The sequence below is a fragment of the Nonomuraea jabiensis genome (genome assembly GCF_014204795.1).
GTDB classification, from domain to species: Bacteria; Actinomycetota; Actinomycetes; order Streptosporangiales; family Streptosporangiaceae; genus Nonomuraea; species Nonomuraea jabiensis.
Genome location: NZ_JACHMB010000001.1, coordinates 791,874 through 806,026, shown reverse-complemented (window position 1 = coordinate 806,026; position 14,153 = coordinate 791,874). Strand labels below are relative to the sequence as shown.

The window sequence follows — 14,153 nt, the reverse complement described above, 5'->3', positions numbered from 1 at the left end:
CGTGAAAGCTATAGGCCCCACCTGAGCGGCTCGTCAGCCGATGGAGGGCGGTGCCAGGGTTTGTGCGCTGCGGGTCAGGGCGGTGGCCCGGTTGGCGGTGGCGATATGGGCGATGTAGCCGTCGGGGCGGACGAGGATCTGGGTGGGTCCGGTCACGCCGTAGATGGTGGTCAGGCTGGACGCGGCGTCGGCCGGGATTTCGACGACGTGCAGCTTGGCGCCGGTGGTGGGCCAACGGGATGCGTCGGTGGCGGTGTCGCCGATGGCCAGCAGGGTGAAGTGGGGGCCGCGGAAGCGGTCGAACAGGGTGCCGGTGTGTCCGTTGGTGTCGCGGTACCTCGCGTTCGGGGCGCGGTCGCCGGCTTGGACGGTCGTGTCGGTGGTGTCTTGGTGGGTGAGCGGGCTGTCGCGGTAGTTCAGCTTGAGTTGGCGTTCCTCGTCGCCGCGGGTGGCGGCGGCGAGGGGGCGGTCGCCGATTTTCTGGTAGAGGTCGCTGGACAGGCCGAGCACGCGGGCGGCGACAGGGCGGCGTTCGGCCTCGTAGCTGTCGAGGAGTGCTTGCGGTGCGCCGGCGAGTACCTGGGCGAGTTTCCAGCCGAGGTTGTAGGCGTCCTGGACGCCGGTGTTCAGGCCTTGCGCTCCGGCGGGGGGGTGCACGTGGGCCGCGTCGCCGGCGAGGAACGCGTTGCCCGCGCGGTAGCGCTCGACGAGGCGGACGTTGGGTCGGAAGATCGAGGACCAGAAGACCTCCCGGACCCGCAGGCCGGCTCGTCCGGACGCTTCGTGGACCAGGCGGCTGATCGCGGCGGGATCGCGGTCGGGGGTTTCGCCGGGCTTGAGGCGCAGCATGAGTTGGAACTTCTCGCCGGGCAGCGGGCACAAGGCCAGGAACCGGCCGCCGTTGCGCGGCCAGATGTGCCAGCGGTTGCGGGCCAGACCGTCGACGAGGACGTCGGCGACGATCATCTTGTCGCTCTCGTCGGTCTGGCCGACGAAGGGGATGTCCGCCTGCACGCGCACGGTGCTCGCGCCGCCGTCCGCGCCGACGACGAACCGGGCCCGGATCGTCCGCTCGCCGTCCGGCCCGGTGACGGTCGCGGCGACACCGTCGCCGTGGTCGACCAGGGAGGTCAGGCGCGTGCCGTACTCCACCCGGCCGCCGAGTTCCGCCAGGCGGCGGCGTAGGCAGGCGTCGGTGTCGTACTGGGGGATGAGCCTGGTTTCCGGGTGGGGCACGTCCTCGGTGACCTTGTGGCGGCCCATCATCCGCCACGGCAGCGTGACCGGACCGACGTGGATGCCGAGCAGGGGGTAGGTGCGCGAGTGGTCCACGATGTCGTCGAGGAGGCCGAGGTCGTCGAAGACCTCCAGCGTGCGCGGCTGGACGCCCTTGGCACGGGAGCCGGGGAAGCCGCCGTCGGCGGCGTCGACGAGGCGATGGCGTACGCCGCGGCGGGCCAGGTCGCAGGCCAGGGTGAGGCCGGTCGGTCCGGCGCCCACGATGAGCACGTCGGTGGTGTCGGTCATGTCTGGAGCTCTGTGACGAAGGTGGTGAGCAGGTCGGCGAACTGCCGTGGGCGTTCGAAGGACACCATGTGCCCGCAGTCGGGGAGGTGTTCGGCGCGTACGGGTCGCAGCAGCTCGACGGCGCGGTCGAAGGCGGTGGCGGGGGTGACCCGATCGTTTGCGCCCCAGACCAGCATGGTCGGCGGCAGGCCGACGGTGGCGGTGTCGAAGAGCGCGTCCTGGTTGGTGAATGGGAAGTGCTTGAGGGTGGAGGTGAGCGCGTACATCGAGCCCTCGAACCGGAAGCCGTCCAGCACCAGAGTTCGCAGCCGCTCGGCGTCCACAGCGGTCTGTACGTTGCGTCCGAGGTGGGCCAGGAGGTTGCGGCGCAGCAGGTGCTTGCCGGCCAGTGGGGTGAGCGGGTCTGGCAGCAGCGCGATGGGGTTGCGTTCGGCGGACAGCCCGGCCGGGCCGCTCACCGTCAGCGATGCGGCGCGGGAGCCGGGGCTTCCGGCGTAGGCGAGGGAGATCAGGGCGCCCATCGAGGACCCGACCACGTGGACGTCGGACAGGCCGAGGTGGCGGACCAGGTCGTCGAGTTGCCGGACGAACAGCGGGCGCCCGTACCGGCCGCGGACCCGGTCGGAGTACCCGCGCCCGTAGGCGCTGTAGGTCAGCGTGCGGAAAGCCCGCCCGTGCAGCACCGCGGTGACGTCGTCCCAGAAGTCGAGCGGGATCGTGAGGCCTGGGACGAAGACGAACACCGGCCCGTCCCCGGGCCCCGCGAGTTCGTAGTGGGTGGTGCCGTCGGAGAGCGTGGCGAAGTCGCCACGCCGTCCGGCGCGTGTGCCGGGACCGAGGTGGTCGGTCTCGCCGGGCGCGACGAAGTACCGCATCAGGCCTCCTTCTGGGCGAGGCCGGCGGTGAAGGCGGTGATCGCCCGGCTCACCTCGGCGGGTGCTTCGAGGGGCATGAGGTGTCCGACTCCCGGCAGCATGACCTCGTGGCTGTCGGGGAGGTCCCGACCGAAGTGCTGTCCCGACACGCGTTCGCTGCTCAGCACCAGGGTCGGTGTCCGGATGGTGGCGATCTCGGCCGAGCGGTCGGGGTGGTTGGTGTTGGCGAAGTCGATGAACGCGTCCCGTGCGCCGGGCCGGGACATCAGCGTGTGTACGCGGTCGACCACGGCGTCGCCGACGACGGTGGCGCCCGGTCCGACCAGCCCGGCGAGGTTGCGGGCGGTCGCGGCGCGCGAGCCGAGGCGGCGCAGGACCGGCCGCAGCGGCGGGATCCGGGCGAGGCGCAGTGCGAGCGGGACGTCCTTGTCCGGGTACCCGGTCGCGTTCATCAATACGAGTCCGCTGAGCCGGTCCGGGTGGGCGAGCGCGTAGGTCCAGGCGATCTGCCCGCCGAAGGAGTGCCCGGCTAGCACGAACGGCCCGGGGACGAGCGGTTCGAGCAGCCGGTCGAGGAACGACACGTACGCGCCGATCGAGTAGTCGCGGTCCGGCCGTGGTCCGGTGAGCCCGAAGCCGGGCAGGTCCGGTCGCACGACATCGAAGCGGTCCGCGAGCAGGTCCGTGACGGCGTCGAAGACGTGCAGCGACGAGCCGCTGCCGTGCAGCAACACGAGCGTGGGCCCGGTACCGGCGCGCCGGACGTGCACGCGCATGCCGTCCAAGTCGACGAACCGAGACGTCGCGTCCGTGAACTCCATTTCGGTTACTCCGTATCCGTTATTAGCTGCTGCGGAAGCGCCCTGCGGCGGTGGGGTTCAGTTCGCGCGTAAGGAGGCGAGCAGGATCGAGCGGGCGCCGGAGCGCCGGAGCAAGCCATCGGCGGACGTGGCCAGTTCGACGATGGCGCCGTTCTCGATCAGGACGTCGCCGCGGTCGAACTCGCCGACGTTCGGGTCCATGCTCGGCACGACTCCGCCGCGCAGAACGGTTCGGGTTTCCACGGCACGTCTCTGACAGCTCGACAACCAGTTTCGGATACACCGTAGCCGTAATGTCGAGCGGCGGTCAAGCGGGTGGTCCGGGTGTGGTCCGGTCAGTCGCGGGCTTCGCCGGTCCGGGCCGCTTCCAGGCCCGTGATGATCAGCCGCAACCCGAACTCGAACTCGTCCTCCAAGGCCACCGGGAGCGCGTCGGCGACCGCGACCGTGGCGGGGAACCGGTCCGGGTCCAGCCGGTGCAGGTGGGCGGACACGTCGGTGTCCTCGCGGCGCTGGGCGGCGGCGTCCTGGTTCAGTTGCATCGCGAAGCCGAGGACGTGCCGGGCCAGGGTGGTGTAGGCCCGTGCCGCCAGTGCGGGCGAGAACCCCGCGGCGAGCAGGAGTGCCAGGGCGCGCTCGCGGTGCACCAGGGCGTTGGGGCCGACGGGTACGTGCTCGCCGATCAGCGGTGCCGCGTTGCGGTGCCTGCGCAGCACCTGGAACATCGCGGTGGCCAGCGCGCCGCACGCGTCCTGCCAGGTCGCCGCCTGTCCCGGGTCGACTTCGATCTCGCCGAAGATGCGGTCGACCACCTGTGCGAGCAGGTCCGCGCGGCTGTCGAAGTGGCGGTACAGCGTCGCCGTGCTCGACTCCAGTCGCTGGGCCAGGGCGCGCAGGGAGAGCGCGTCGGCGCCTTCTTCGTCGAGGATCGCCAGCGCCGCCGCGACTATCTGCTCGCGGGGCACCGGTGGGCGGCCGGGCGCGCGTCTGCCGCTCGACGTCGCGTCGCGGCTGTTCGGGGATCGTGGCACGCGTCAAGTATGGCGGGGCTTGACCGTGCCCGGCAATATCGGCTACAACGTAGCCATAAATAGTCTGCCGAATGGCCGCCGCGGCATGCCGAGCAAGGAGTCGTATGCGAGCCGGTCCAGTCGCTCGATCGCGACAGGTGACATCGCGCCGAACGGCGTTCCGGATCGTCGCGGCGGCCTTCGCGGTGACGATGCTCGGCACCACGCTGCCCACTCCGCTGTACCCGCTCTACCAGCGGGCGATGGGCTTCTCGATGCTCACGACGACGGTGGTCTTCGCCGCCTACGCGGTCGGCGTCCTAGCCGCGCTCGTGCTCGTCGGACGTGATCGGACGACGGCGCACCCTGCTCCCCGGCCTGGTCTGCGCCGGATTGAGCGCGGTCCTGTTCCTCGTCGCCCACGACGTCGGGCCGCTGATCGCGGCGCGATTGCTGTCCGGGCTGTCGGCGGGCGTCTTCGGCGTACCCGTGCGGCGGCCCGCCGCGTGATCTCTCGAGCTCTGGAGGCAGCGATGAAGGCAGCAGTGGTGACGGCGGCCGGGGAGCGTCCCAGAGTAGGGCTGCACGGCACGCCGGAAAACTGCTGATCGTCGGGGCGGCCGGCGGCCTCGCCGTGCAGAACGCCCAGACGCTCGGCGTGCGGCGGATCATCGGGGTGGGCCGCGGAGTCGACGACCTCAAGTGCGTGGCCGGACTCGGTGCCGAGACCGTCGAGCTCACCGGTGACCGGGACCCGGACGCGGCGGCCATCGCCGCGCGGACCACCTCGAAGGCCACTACGCCCTTCCGGCGCGCACCGCGATGAACGCGGAGATCGACCGCTACGAGAAGGGCCTGGCCAAGCGGCACGTCACCAGCAAACGACACATGATCCAGGTCGACTGCGATGACTACATGCTCACGCTGCGCAAGGAACGCGCAGCCGGCTAACCCCGACAGCAACCTTCAATCAAGACCGCTCCAACAAGCAATCTCATCCCGGTGTGGGGCTCGTGGCAGACCCCGACAAGGCTGCCGTCCTGGGCCCTCTCATCACGGACCGCTAACGGGCGAAGAAGCCGCAGGTCACTACCGCTAATTTCGGTACTCAGCCTCCTCGAAGGCCTGCAGGAAGCGGGCGCGGCCGTGGCCGTGGCCGTCGGAGCCGACCAGCGACAGAACCTGGTGGCCAGAGGACTTCGGCTCGGCGGTGATGACCGAGCTGTCGTTTGAGCGAACGACCAGTCGAGAATCCTCGTCCTCCAGCGCACCAACTGAGCCGTCGATATCCGATGCCCAAGATCACAGAAGGAGGTGGAAGACACCTTCTAACCGTTAGCCACCAACGCCACGATGTCCTCGATGCGGACGATCTCCCCGCCTGCCCCCCAGTTGCCCTCCGGAATCTCGTTGATGTGGACCCACGCAGTGGTGGCTTGGGTGAACCGTCCCGGATCGATGTCGGCGTCCGCGAGCACCCGAGTGACCCGCCGCACAATGTCTCGGCGTTTGTCATCGTTCATCGAACCGGCCGGGACCCCCACTCGCACCACGTATTTGGGCTTCTCTCCGGCGGGCAACTGTCGGCCGCCCACGAACCAGGCGTCGATCTCGTTCACCACCAGCCATGAGATGGACCTGGCTGCCTCGACGTCGGGGGCGCCCTCAGCGATCATCACCTCCGAAACCAGCTGCCCGCCGATCTTCTCGCGGCGCTCCTGCGGCATCTGCTCGACCTGGCCGCGCAACTCCGTGAGCGCGACGTCGACCTGCTGGTGCTCAAGCAGGGCATCGACACTTCCACACCCTCCGGGCGCCTGCAGTTCCACATGTTCGGCGCCTTCGACGAGTTCCTGCGCGAGCTTATCGTCGAGGGCACGCTCGAAGGTCTTGCGTCAGCCCGCGCGCGGGGCCGCGTCGGCGGGCGGCCTCCCTCGCTGGACCCGCACGGGGTGGAGATGGCCCGCGCGCTGTACGACATGAAGGGATCGGACGGTAAGCGACGCTACACCGTCCAGCAGATTGCTGATCGGCTCGGCGTCAGCCGCGCCACGATCTATCGGCACCTGGATCGTAGCCTGCGGTGAGCATGCTCCATAGGTGATCCGGGAACCGTGAACCTTCTTGGCTTCTCGCCCGACTGTGCAAGATGACGGGAGGACGAGATGACCGATGAGCTGCTGGTGGTGCGTGCTCAGCTGGGAGAGCGCGCGGCGCTGGCCGAGTTGCTGGCTCGGTGGCGGATGCCGGTGTGGATCTATGTGCGCCGCATGCTGGATGCTGACCGGGCCGACGACGTGACGCAGGAGATCTGGCTGGCCGTCGTCCGCGGCTTGCCCCGGCTGAGGGACCCGGGCCGGTTCGCGCCGTGGCTGTTCACGATCGCCCGGAGGTCGATCACCGACCGGCTGCGCGGCGAGTACGCCCGCGAGCAGGAGACGCTCGCGGCCGACGACGTGGCCACCGAAGACCCGGTTGAGGCCATGGTGGATCGCGCCGCGCTCGTGAGCGTGCTGTCGGCTTTACCGGTGCTGGAGCGGGAGATCCTCGTCCTGTTCTACCTGGAGGACCTGCCGGTGGAGGAGTGCGCGTACATCTGCCAGATCCCGGCCGGAACGGTCAAGTCCCGGCTCAGCCGCGCCCGTCGTCTGCTGCGTGAACACCTGGAGGAGAAGGGATACCGGCCATGACAGACGAACCGCGCCTGTCGGCGCAGGACATCATTGAGCATCTGACGCCGGTGCTGTCGCTGAGAGTCCGGATCCGGGCGGTGACGACACTGCTGGCCGGTGTGGCCGGCGCGGTGTTCGTGGGCACGTTGTGGTGGTCGGAGCCAGGGCCGCTGCCCGGGCGCACGCATTTGGCGTTCGCGTTGTTCGTCGTGTTCTGCCTGGCCTGGGCAGCCTACGGTGGGTGGCTGCTGACGCGCCGGGTTCCGCTGTTCGCCACCGATCGGGTGATCGCCGCCTGGATTGGCCTGGCCGCCTCGCTCGCCACCATGGCGGTCGTGACCGTTGTGGCCGTGCAGCGCGGCACGGGGGTGGGGCTTGCCCTGGTGGTCGGGGGCCTGTTCGTCGCGATGACTCTGGCGTTGGTGGTGCGCGCCCATGCCCGGCGCGCAGCGCTGCTGCGCCGCATGCACGAGCTGACTGGCCGGGAGGAGCGGTGAACGCGCTGCAGACCAGCGGCCTGGGCAAGCGTTACCGGCAGCGGTGGGCGCTGCGCGAGGCCACCATCGCGGTGCCCGCCGGGGCCAGGGCCGCGTTGGTCGGGCCGAACGGGGCAGGCAAGTCCACGCTGCTGAACCTGGTATCCGGCCTGCTGACGCCCACCACGGGACGGGCAGAGGTCTTCGGCCGTCCGCTGGAGACGGCCGCGGTCGCGTTCGTCGCCCAGGACAAGCCACTGTATCGCCGGTGGAGCGTCGCCGACCTGCTGCGCTTCGGCTCCGCGACCAACCTCCGCTGGGATCGCGCGGCTGCGCAGTCACTGCTGTCCGGGCACGACATCAGCCTGCGCGAGCGGGTGGACCGACTGTCCGGCGGCCAGCGCACGCTCCTCGCGCTCGCGCTGGCCGTCGGCAAGCGCGCCGACCTGGTGGTGCTGGACGAGCCGCTGGCCGAGCTCGATCCGCTGGCCCGCCTGCAGGTGATGGACGCGGTACGCGAGCTGGAAGCCACCGTGCTGCTGTCCTCCCACATCCTGGCCGACCTGGCCGAGGTGTGCGATCACCTGATCCTGCTCGGCGCCGGCCGGGTCCGGCTGTGCGGCAGCTTCGCCGGCCTGCTGAGCAGCCACCCCGCCACCGATCTGGAGGATCTCGTTCTGCACTACCTGCGCAATCCCGAGGCGGTTCGATGAGCGGCCTGCTGTGGGTGGCCTGGCGCGGGCAGCGCGCCCAGGCTGCCGCCATCGCCGCGCTGCTCCTGCTGTACGGTGTCGCCGCCACGGTCGAGCGGCTGGAGCCGGACCTGACCGGGCTCACCTTCCAACTGGCGGGATTCCTGGCCGGCGCGATCTGCCTGATCTGGGGCGCTCCCCTCATTGCCCGGGAGTTCGAAGCTGGTACCTACAAGCTCGCCTGGACCCAGAGCCTGTCGCGGGGCCGCTGGCTGGCCGCCGTCCTCGCCGTCGCGGCGGCCGGCGCCCTGACCGCGACCGCCGCCCTCGCCGCGGTGCTGACCTGGTCCCTGCCGGACACTGGGGGTAATCCGATGGCTTGGCCGTACTACGAAAGCCACGGCCCGGTCCCCTATGGCAGGTCGCTGTTCGCACTGGCACTCGGCGTCGCACTCGGCGCGGTCACCCGGCACACCCGCATCGCCATGCCGCTGTCAGTGCTCCTGGTCGGTGCCGGCCAACTCGCCGGCCGGGCCCTGCGCGGACGATTCGATCTGCCCTTCTGGACCATGCAGTGGACCGAAACGGCCGCCTACCTGGCACTCACCCTCGCCCTGACCGGTATCGCCTACCTGGCGATCCGACACCGAGCCTAGCCATGAAGGACATCGCGATGGCCCACAACCCGAAATTCATCCGCCGCCGCCTTGGCACGACGGTCCTGGTCGTAGTGGCCGTGCTCGTCGCCGCGATACTCCTCACTGGTGTGATTACGCTACTGGGCTGAAGCGCCTGCGTGGTGAGCCGGCCTCAGTCACGGTCTGAAGAACCCAGAGCCAGACGTTTGGCCACGTCCAGCCGCACCTCACCGTACGGCTGGACGTGCTGCCAGAACAGCGGGGTCAGTCCGCGCCGGTCGGCGGGGTTGAGCAGCTTGGCCCACGCCGGATCGGCGAGGACGTCCTGCAGCATCAGGGTGTTGATGTACACGAGCGCGGGCTGCAGGATGCGCAGGCACAACACGCTCATGGGCCCTGCCCCCGATGTGTGGACACCTTGAGTACCGGATGATGGAGATCCGGAGACAAGGAGTTCCACGTGGCGATGAAGTCGTATCCGCCGGAGTTCAAGGCGGACGCCGTCGCGTTGTATCTATCCGATCCGGGACGGACGCTGGCCTCGGTGGCTGAGGACCTGGGGATCAGCCGGGAGACGCTGCGTAACTGGGTGCGTCAGGCCCAGGCGGACGGTACCGCGGGCGCCAAGGAGCGGGGGGTGGCGAGGAAGCCGGCGCGGGGCCCGCTATCGTCCGACGACGTGCTGGAAGAGGAGAACAAGCAGCTCAAGGCGCGGATCCGGGAGCTGGAGATGGAGCGCGACATCCTGCGCCGGGCGGCGGAGTATTTCGCCGGCGAGACGAACTGGTGAGCTGCTTCGAGTTCGTCGACGACCACGCGGGCGCCTTCGGCGTGAAGCGGCTGTGCCGGGTCCTGAAGGTGTCGCGCTCGGGGTTCTATCGGTGGCGCAAGGCCGCGCCGGCCCGGGCGGAGCGGGCCGCGGCCGATGCCGCACTCGCCGCGGAGATCAAGCAGATCCACGGCGCGTTCGACGGCACCTACGGCAGTCCGCGCATCACCGCCGAGCTGCGCGCCCGGGGCCACACGGTCAACCACAAGCGGGTCGCGCGGGTGATGCGCAGTTTCGGCATCGTCGGGCTGCACCTGTGCAAGAAGGTGCGCACCACGGTTCCGGAACTCTCGCATCACAAGGTGCCCGACCTGATCAAGCGGGACTTCACCGCGCCGGCCCCGAACCGGCGCTATGTCGGCGACATCACCTACCTGCCCGTCGGTGAGGGCCGGTTCCTGTATCTGGCGACCGTCCTGGACCTGGGCTCACGCCGGCTGGCGGGCTGGTCGATCGCCGATCACATGCGCACCGAGCTGGTGAGCGACGCGCTGCGCGCGGCCGCTGCGACACGGGGCAGCCTGCACGGCGCGGTCTTCCATGCCGATCACGGGGCCCAGTACACCTCGGCCGAGTTCGCCAAGGTCTGCGCCGAGCTCGGCGTGCGCCAGTCCATGGGAGCCGTCGGCACCAGCGCCGACAACGCCGCGGCGGAGGCGTTCAACGCCACCCTCAAACGCGAAACGCTGCAGGGCGCCAAGCGCTGGTCCTCGGCGCGTGAGGCCCGCCTGGCCGTCTTCAAGTGGATCACCCGCTACAACACCCGAAGGAGACACTCCACCCTCGGCTACCTCAGCCCTATCGACTACGAGCAGCAAACCACCGATAAGGTGCTGCTCGCCGCATAACAACCCGTGTCCACACTTCGGGGCGAGCCCCCGTCCTCGGCCAGATCCTGCAGATGCCGGGTCGGGTCCATCTCCAGGCCGAGCGCGGTCAAGACGCTGTCGCGGTGCACCTGCCATACCGGCTGCGGGATCAGCTTGCCGCGCGGATCGCCCCACCGGTCAGCGCCGATCGCGTAGACGTCGCGCCGTCGCAGAGCCGCGTGCAGGGCCTCCAGCAGGCAGAAGGTGTAGGCGGCACGGTCCAGCGAGCCGTCGGGCAGGTTCGGGTTGTGATACACCAGCCGCCGCCACGACCCGCTCACCAGTCCGTCGTGTTCGCGCATGTGCTCGACCCCGGCGTACTTGCCGCGCGCCAGCAAGGTGGGCAGGTCCTTGACCGCCTTCACTATCGGCGTCGCGGCCGGGGTGCAGCCCCACGGGATCACCTGGGCCAGAGAGTCGATGAACGGCCGGACCGTCTTGAACCGGGCGATCAACTCCGCCCGCCACTCCAGATCGTCGTCGTCTTCCTCACCCGGCACCAGCTCGGCGATCAGATCCAGCGCCGCGGTCAGCCGCTCCTTGGAGATCACCTGCTCGATCCGGCCGACCAGATCCGCCGCCCGCGTCGGCCCCTTCTCGGCCTCCAACGGCGTCGCATACACGACCGCGACCGCCGCGGCCAGGTCAGCGGCGGCCTTGCGGAGCCTGGGCAGCGACTGCAGCTTTTGCTCCCGCCCGGCCCGGGCGGCGCGCGACAGCAGCCTGGTCGCCATCAGCACGTCGAACAGCAGCAGCGCGTCGTCCACCGACGCGCCTTCCAGATGCCGGACCGTCGCCAGCAACGTGGCCGAGCGCCGCATCGCCTCCAGCTGCTTGATCTTCGGGGCCTTGGCGGACATCCCGTACGCGGCGAGCTCGGCCAGCTTCACCGGCGCCACCCCCAGGGTGTCCACCGCGCCGCCGCCCAGCGCCCACACTGCCTCGACCCGCTCCAGCGCCTTGCCCTGCCCGGTCCTGGACACGTCCGTCACGGTGGTGCGCATCCACTCCAGCGTAGAGACCCTCCGGCCGTTGGGGACCTCCAGGGTCTCCAGCAGTTCGCGCCGCAGTTCCACCGGCGTCCGCTCGGTCAGCAAGACGTTGATCGCGTCCAGCTCGTCCGTGCGCACATCGCGTACCAGCCGCTCCAGCACGGTGATCCCCGGCAGCACGACCTTGTTGTCGATCAGCCACACCACCGCCCGGTCGAACAACTCCCGCCGCGAGACCCGGAAGTTCCGCACCCGCGAACCCAGGAATCTCAGCAGCTCGTCCTGGCCCTCGGCGAACTCCCGGTACTCCAGCAGCTCCCGGATCTCGCCCTGATGGTCCCACTGGTCTGGGCCCGCTCCGGATACAGCTTGATGCACGACGGGTCCGCCACACCGATCTGCTCGGCCACATAGTCCACCGCGGCGTGCGGAACATCTCGCGGATCAAGCAGGAACGTGCCGAGCATCCGCATCGTGCCCCATTGAACCGCCCAGCCCAGCCGGTTGTGAGTACCACGCTTCTCCGCCACCTTGGCCAACGCCGGGGCATCCAGATAGAAGAACCGCTCCAGATCAGCCGGCGACGGCGCCGCCGGAAACCGGCCATACCGGCTTACCTGCTCATCGGACAGATACTCGGCCACAAGGGGCGAAACTAATGATCAACCGCTAGCTACCGGCGAGTACATCCAAGCTGAGACCTTGATCCGTCAGCCATGCTCAGCGCACCCCTTGCTGACGTGCGGAAAGTCCTTAGCGTTGTTCTCTGAGGAAATAGTCCCCACACCCCGGAACAGGAAGAACGTCTTGATCGCCTGGGCCCGGGCCAGCCGGGTGCCCTTGGCGGTGGCGCGTAGCACCTTGCCGAAGTACGTATCGGCGTCGGCCGCTTCCATCTCCCACAGCGGCCGGCCGAACCAGGCCCGCACCTGCTCCAGATGCACCACATCGGAGGAGATCGTCCCGTCCGACAGCCCTGCCGCCGCCCGGGCCAGCACGAACCCGGCCAGCACGTCGGTCTCCAGCGCCTCCAGGTCCTCGGCGGTGGCCGGGGCACGCGCCACCCGAAGATCCTTCACCACCGCCAGCGCCAACTCCGGCCACCTCGCCTTCACCATCACAGAAAGACGAACGACCAGGACGATAGACCTTCAGAATCCCCGAAATCTCATCAACGTCTGCAGAAGCCGGAGCGCCAGCAGAAACGCCCAGGTCCTGAGGCTAGAGAGGCGAAAGAAGCCAGGTGGAACTCAAGGGTTATTAGTTACCCGCCGCCGGACGCGCGAACCGGCGGGCCTGCCACCCTTAAGCCGCTGGAGTGACCCGGCACCGCTGCCGATCTTGTCCAGCCCCGACCGGCGCGGCAAGGTCCTGCAACTCCTGGCCGCTCAGCCGTGGCGAGCCTGACGAGGAAGCGAACTGGCCGCCATCCTCGAGATCGAGAACGTCAACAGCTTCCGCGTCCAGCTGTCGCAATGGTCCCACCAGGGCTACATCAACAAGATCGGACCAGCTCTCTATGGGCCCATGCCCGCCAGCACTTTAGCCTTTGTCGGCAGGCTCTAAGCACTGGGCATCCCGATCACGGGCGGACGAGAGTGCCGTCCGCCCGTGATCGGTCGGGCGCCGGCCTACCGGAACCGGCGCGCGTTGAACGGGGCCAGCATGGGGTGCGCCCGGCCCGTGCTGATCTCGTACGCCAGCAGCTCACCGGCGATGAGCGCGAGCGTGGCGCCGCTGTGGGTGAAGGCGGCCCAGAGGCCGCCGACCTCGTCGACCCGGCCGAGCACCGGATCGCCGTCGCCGGGGATCGGTTTGGGCCCCATCGCCAGGCGCTCCGGCTCCAGTCGCGGGTTGCCGGCCAGCAGCCGGGAAGCCTCCGCCAGCAGCTCCGCCACGATCTCGTCGGAGATGGCGAAGCCGCCATCGGCGGTCGGGCGGATGCCGGCGGTGGTCCAGTCCGAGTCGACCGCGAGGGCGCCGTGCGGGGCCGGGCGGACCGCGGCCCGGGGCGTGTTGAGCACCGCGCGCAGCGGCGTGTCGACCGGCTTGGTCGTCACCAGCAGGGAGATCGGCGTCTGGTCCGGGATGGCGACGCCGAGCTCGGCGGCCATCGCCGGCACCGCCGGCCCGGTGGCCAGCACCACCGTGTCGGCGGCGTGCGACTCACCCTCGGCGGTGCGGACCCTGGACACCGACCCGCCCGCGGTCTCGACCCGGGCCGGTCCGGCGTTGGTCACCAGGCGGCCGCCGTGCTCGACGAACTCCTTGATCAGGTGCTGGGCGAGGTGGGGCAGGTCCACCCAGCCCTCGCCCGGATTCCAGATGGCACCGGCCGGTGAGATGGCCGCCGGGTCGACGCCGGGGGTGTAGTCGGCCACCCGGCTGGGGTCGATCACGTGGCTGTCGTAGCCGTGCGCCAGCTCGTGCTCGTGGATCCGGTGCAGGTCGTCGGCGTGCTCCGGCGCCTGCCAGGCCAGGCCACCGTCGAAGCGCAGCCAGCCGAGGCCCGGGTGCCGGGCCGCCAGGGTCCGGTAGCGGTCGATTCCGGCCATCCGCAACCGGTGGTACTCCTCGCTGCGCACGCCCGCGGAGTTGAGCCATGACAGCGAACGGCCGGAAGCGTTGCTGGTCAGCTCCCCCTCGGTGATCAATGTGACGTCGGCGCCGGCCCGGGCGAGGTGGCGGGCGGTGGAGACCCCGATGATGCCGCCGCCGACGACGACGGTCCGGGGTTGGGTGCTGCTCATGA

At 69.8% G+C, this 14,153-nt stretch carries 19 protein-coding genes and 1 pseudogene; 10 read left to right on the top strand and 10 right to left on the bottom strand.

The features are described 5' to 3' along the window. Positions 1 to 33: 33 nt before the first annotated feature. The 5 genes from HD596_RS03555 to HD596_RS03535 all read right to left on the bottom strand — a co-directional run bounded on the left by HD596_RS03555 (position 34) and on the right by HD596_RS03535 (position 4,254). The gene (locus tag HD596_RS03555) at positions 34 to 1,527 is read right to left on the bottom strand and encodes an FAD-dependent monooxygenase (RefSeq protein WP_185067860.1); all 1,494 of its coding nucleotides are present in this window, start codon (positions 1,525 to 1,527) and stop codon (positions 34 to 36) included. After that, positions 1,524 to 2,402, bottom strand: a complete 879-nt coding sequence (locus HD596_RS03550) for an alpha/beta fold hydrolase (RefSeq protein ID WP_185067859.1) — start codon at positions 2,400 to 2,402, stop codon at positions 1,524 to 1,526. Before HD596_RS03550 ends, HD596_RS03555 begins: the two co-directional genes overlap by 4 nt. After that, a complete protein-coding gene (locus HD596_RS03545) occupies positions 2,402 to 3,223 on the bottom strand; it encodes an alpha/beta fold hydrolase (protein ID WP_185067858.1) in 822 nt (273 codons plus the stop codon). Before HD596_RS03545 ends, HD596_RS03550 begins: the two co-directional genes overlap by 1 nt. Positions 3,224 to 3,280: 57 nt before the next feature. Further along, entirely contained in the window at positions 3,281 to 3,466 is a 186-nt protein-coding gene (locus HD596_RS03540; protein WP_185067857.1) for a hypothetical protein, read from the bottom strand. A 92-nt stretch (positions 3,467 to 3,558) separates the two neighbouring features. Further along, positions 3,559 to 4,254, bottom strand: coding sequence for a TetR/AcrR family transcriptional regulator (locus tag HD596_RS03535; protein ID WP_185067856.1), 696 nt, complete (start codon positions 4,252 to 4,254; stop codon positions 3,559 to 3,561). 324 nt (positions 4,255 to 4,578) lie between these two features. Between HD596_RS03535 and HD596_RS03530 the strand changes: the two genes are divergently transcribed. The 3 genes from HD596_RS03530 to HD596_RS63525 all read left to right on the top strand — a co-directional run bounded on the left by HD596_RS03530 (position 4,579) and on the right by HD596_RS63525 (position 5,184). Further along, positions 4,579 to 4,743, top strand: a complete 165-nt coding sequence (locus tag HD596_RS03530) for a hypothetical protein (protein ID WP_185067855.1) — start codon at positions 4,579 to 4,581, stop codon at positions 4,741 to 4,743. A 124-nt stretch (positions 4,744 to 4,867) separates the two neighbouring features. Then, the gene (locus HD596_RS03525; RefSeq protein ID WP_185067854.1) at positions 4,868 to 5,059 is read left to right on the top strand and encodes a hypothetical protein; all 192 of its coding nucleotides are present in this window, start codon (positions 4,868 to 4,870) and stop codon (positions 5,057 to 5,059) included. Next, positions 5,056 to 5,184, top strand: coding sequence for a hypothetical protein (locus HD596_RS63525; RefSeq protein WP_281398140.1), 129 nt, complete (start codon positions 5,056 to 5,058; stop codon positions 5,182 to 5,184). Before HD596_RS03525 ends, HD596_RS63525 begins: the two co-directional genes overlap by 4 nt. 377 nt (positions 5,185 to 5,561) lie before the next feature. Here the strand turns inward: HD596_RS63525 and HD596_RS60155 are convergent, their stop codons facing one another. Continuing rightward, on the bottom strand, positions 5,562 to 6,062 hold the full coding sequence (locus tag HD596_RS60155) for a tautomerase family protein (RefSeq protein ID WP_221519162.1): 501 nt from the start codon (positions 6,060 to 6,062) through the stop codon (positions 5,562 to 5,564). Between HD596_RS60155 and HD596_RS60150 the strand changes: the two genes are divergently transcribed. The 6 genes from HD596_RS60150 to HD596_RS63520 all read left to right on the top strand — a co-directional run bounded on the left by HD596_RS60150 (position 6,009) and on the right by HD596_RS63520 (position 8,860). Then, the gene (locus HD596_RS60150) at positions 6,009 to 6,320 is read left to right on the top strand and encodes a recombinase family protein (protein ID WP_313042564.1); all 312 of its coding nucleotides are present in this window, start codon (positions 6,009 to 6,011) and stop codon (positions 6,318 to 6,320) included. The two genes, HD596_RS60155 and HD596_RS60150, sit on opposite strands and share 54 nt — an antisense overlap. 78 nt (positions 6,321 to 6,398) lie before the next feature. After that, a complete protein-coding gene (locus HD596_RS03515; RefSeq protein WP_185067853.1) occupies positions 6,399 to 6,923 on the top strand; it encodes an RNA polymerase sigma factor in 525 nt (174 codons plus the stop codon). After that, positions 6,920 to 7,402, top strand: coding sequence for a hypothetical protein (locus HD596_RS03510; protein ID WP_185067852.1), 483 nt, complete (start codon positions 6,920 to 6,922; stop codon positions 7,400 to 7,402). Before HD596_RS03515 ends, HD596_RS03510 begins: the two co-directional genes overlap by 4 nt. Continuing rightward, positions 7,399 to 8,094, top strand: a complete 696-nt coding sequence (locus tag HD596_RS03505) for an ABC transporter ATP-binding protein (RefSeq protein WP_185067851.1) — start codon at positions 7,399 to 7,401, stop codon at positions 8,092 to 8,094. The genes HD596_RS03510 and HD596_RS03505 overlap by 4 nt, the downstream gene beginning before the upstream one ends. After that, positions 8,091 to 8,729, top strand: a complete 639-nt coding sequence (locus HD596_RS03500; RefSeq protein WP_185067850.1) for an ABC-2 membrane transporter-related protein — start codon at positions 8,091 to 8,093, stop codon at positions 8,727 to 8,729. Before HD596_RS03505 ends, HD596_RS03500 begins: the two co-directional genes overlap by 4 nt. Positions 8,730 to 8,731: 2 nt before the next feature. After that, on the top strand, positions 8,732 to 8,860 hold the full coding sequence (locus tag HD596_RS63520) for a hypothetical protein (protein WP_281398139.1): 129 nt from the start codon (positions 8,732 to 8,734) through the stop codon (positions 8,858 to 8,860). A 23-nt stretch (positions 8,861 to 8,883) separates the two neighbouring features. On the opposite strand, the gene HD596_RS03495 is transcribed toward HD596_RS63520, so the two are convergent. Beyond that, on the bottom strand, positions 8,884 to 9,102 hold the full coding sequence (locus HD596_RS03495) for a Tn3 family transposase (protein WP_185067849.1): 219 nt from the start codon (positions 9,100 to 9,102) through the stop codon (positions 8,884 to 8,886). Between the two features lie 69 nt (positions 9,103 to 9,171). Here HD596_RS03495 and HD596_RS03490 point away from each other — a divergent pair. Continuing rightward, a protein-coding gene (locus tag HD596_RS03490; protein ID WP_376775819.1) for an IS3 family transposase occupies positions 9,172 to 10,388 on the top strand; the annotation gives its coding sequence in 2 pieces (ribosomal slippage) (positions 9,172 to 9,481 and positions 9,481 to 10,388; 1,218 coding nt in all). Here the strand turns inward: HD596_RS03490 and HD596_RS03485 are convergent. From HD596_RS03485 to HD596_RS03470, 3 genes and pseudogenes are all read right to left on the bottom strand, one after another. Further along, positions 10,346 to 12,045, bottom strand: a pseudogene (locus HD596_RS03485) (DUF4158 domain-containing protein). The gene HD596_RS03490 and the pseudogene HD596_RS03485 sit on opposite strands and share 43 nt — an antisense overlap. A gap of 66 nt (positions 12,046 to 12,111) precedes the next feature. Beyond that, positions 12,112 to 12,465, bottom strand: a complete 354-nt coding sequence (locus HD596_RS03475) for a hypothetical protein (RefSeq protein WP_221519160.1) — start codon at positions 12,463 to 12,465, stop codon at positions 12,112 to 12,114. Between the two features lie 567 nt (positions 12,466 to 13,032). Beyond that, entirely contained in the window at positions 13,033 to 14,151 is a 1,119-nt protein-coding gene (locus HD596_RS03470; RefSeq protein ID WP_185067845.1) for an NAD(P)/FAD-dependent oxidoreductase, read from the bottom strand. Positions 14,152 to 14,153 lie beyond the last annotated feature (2 nt).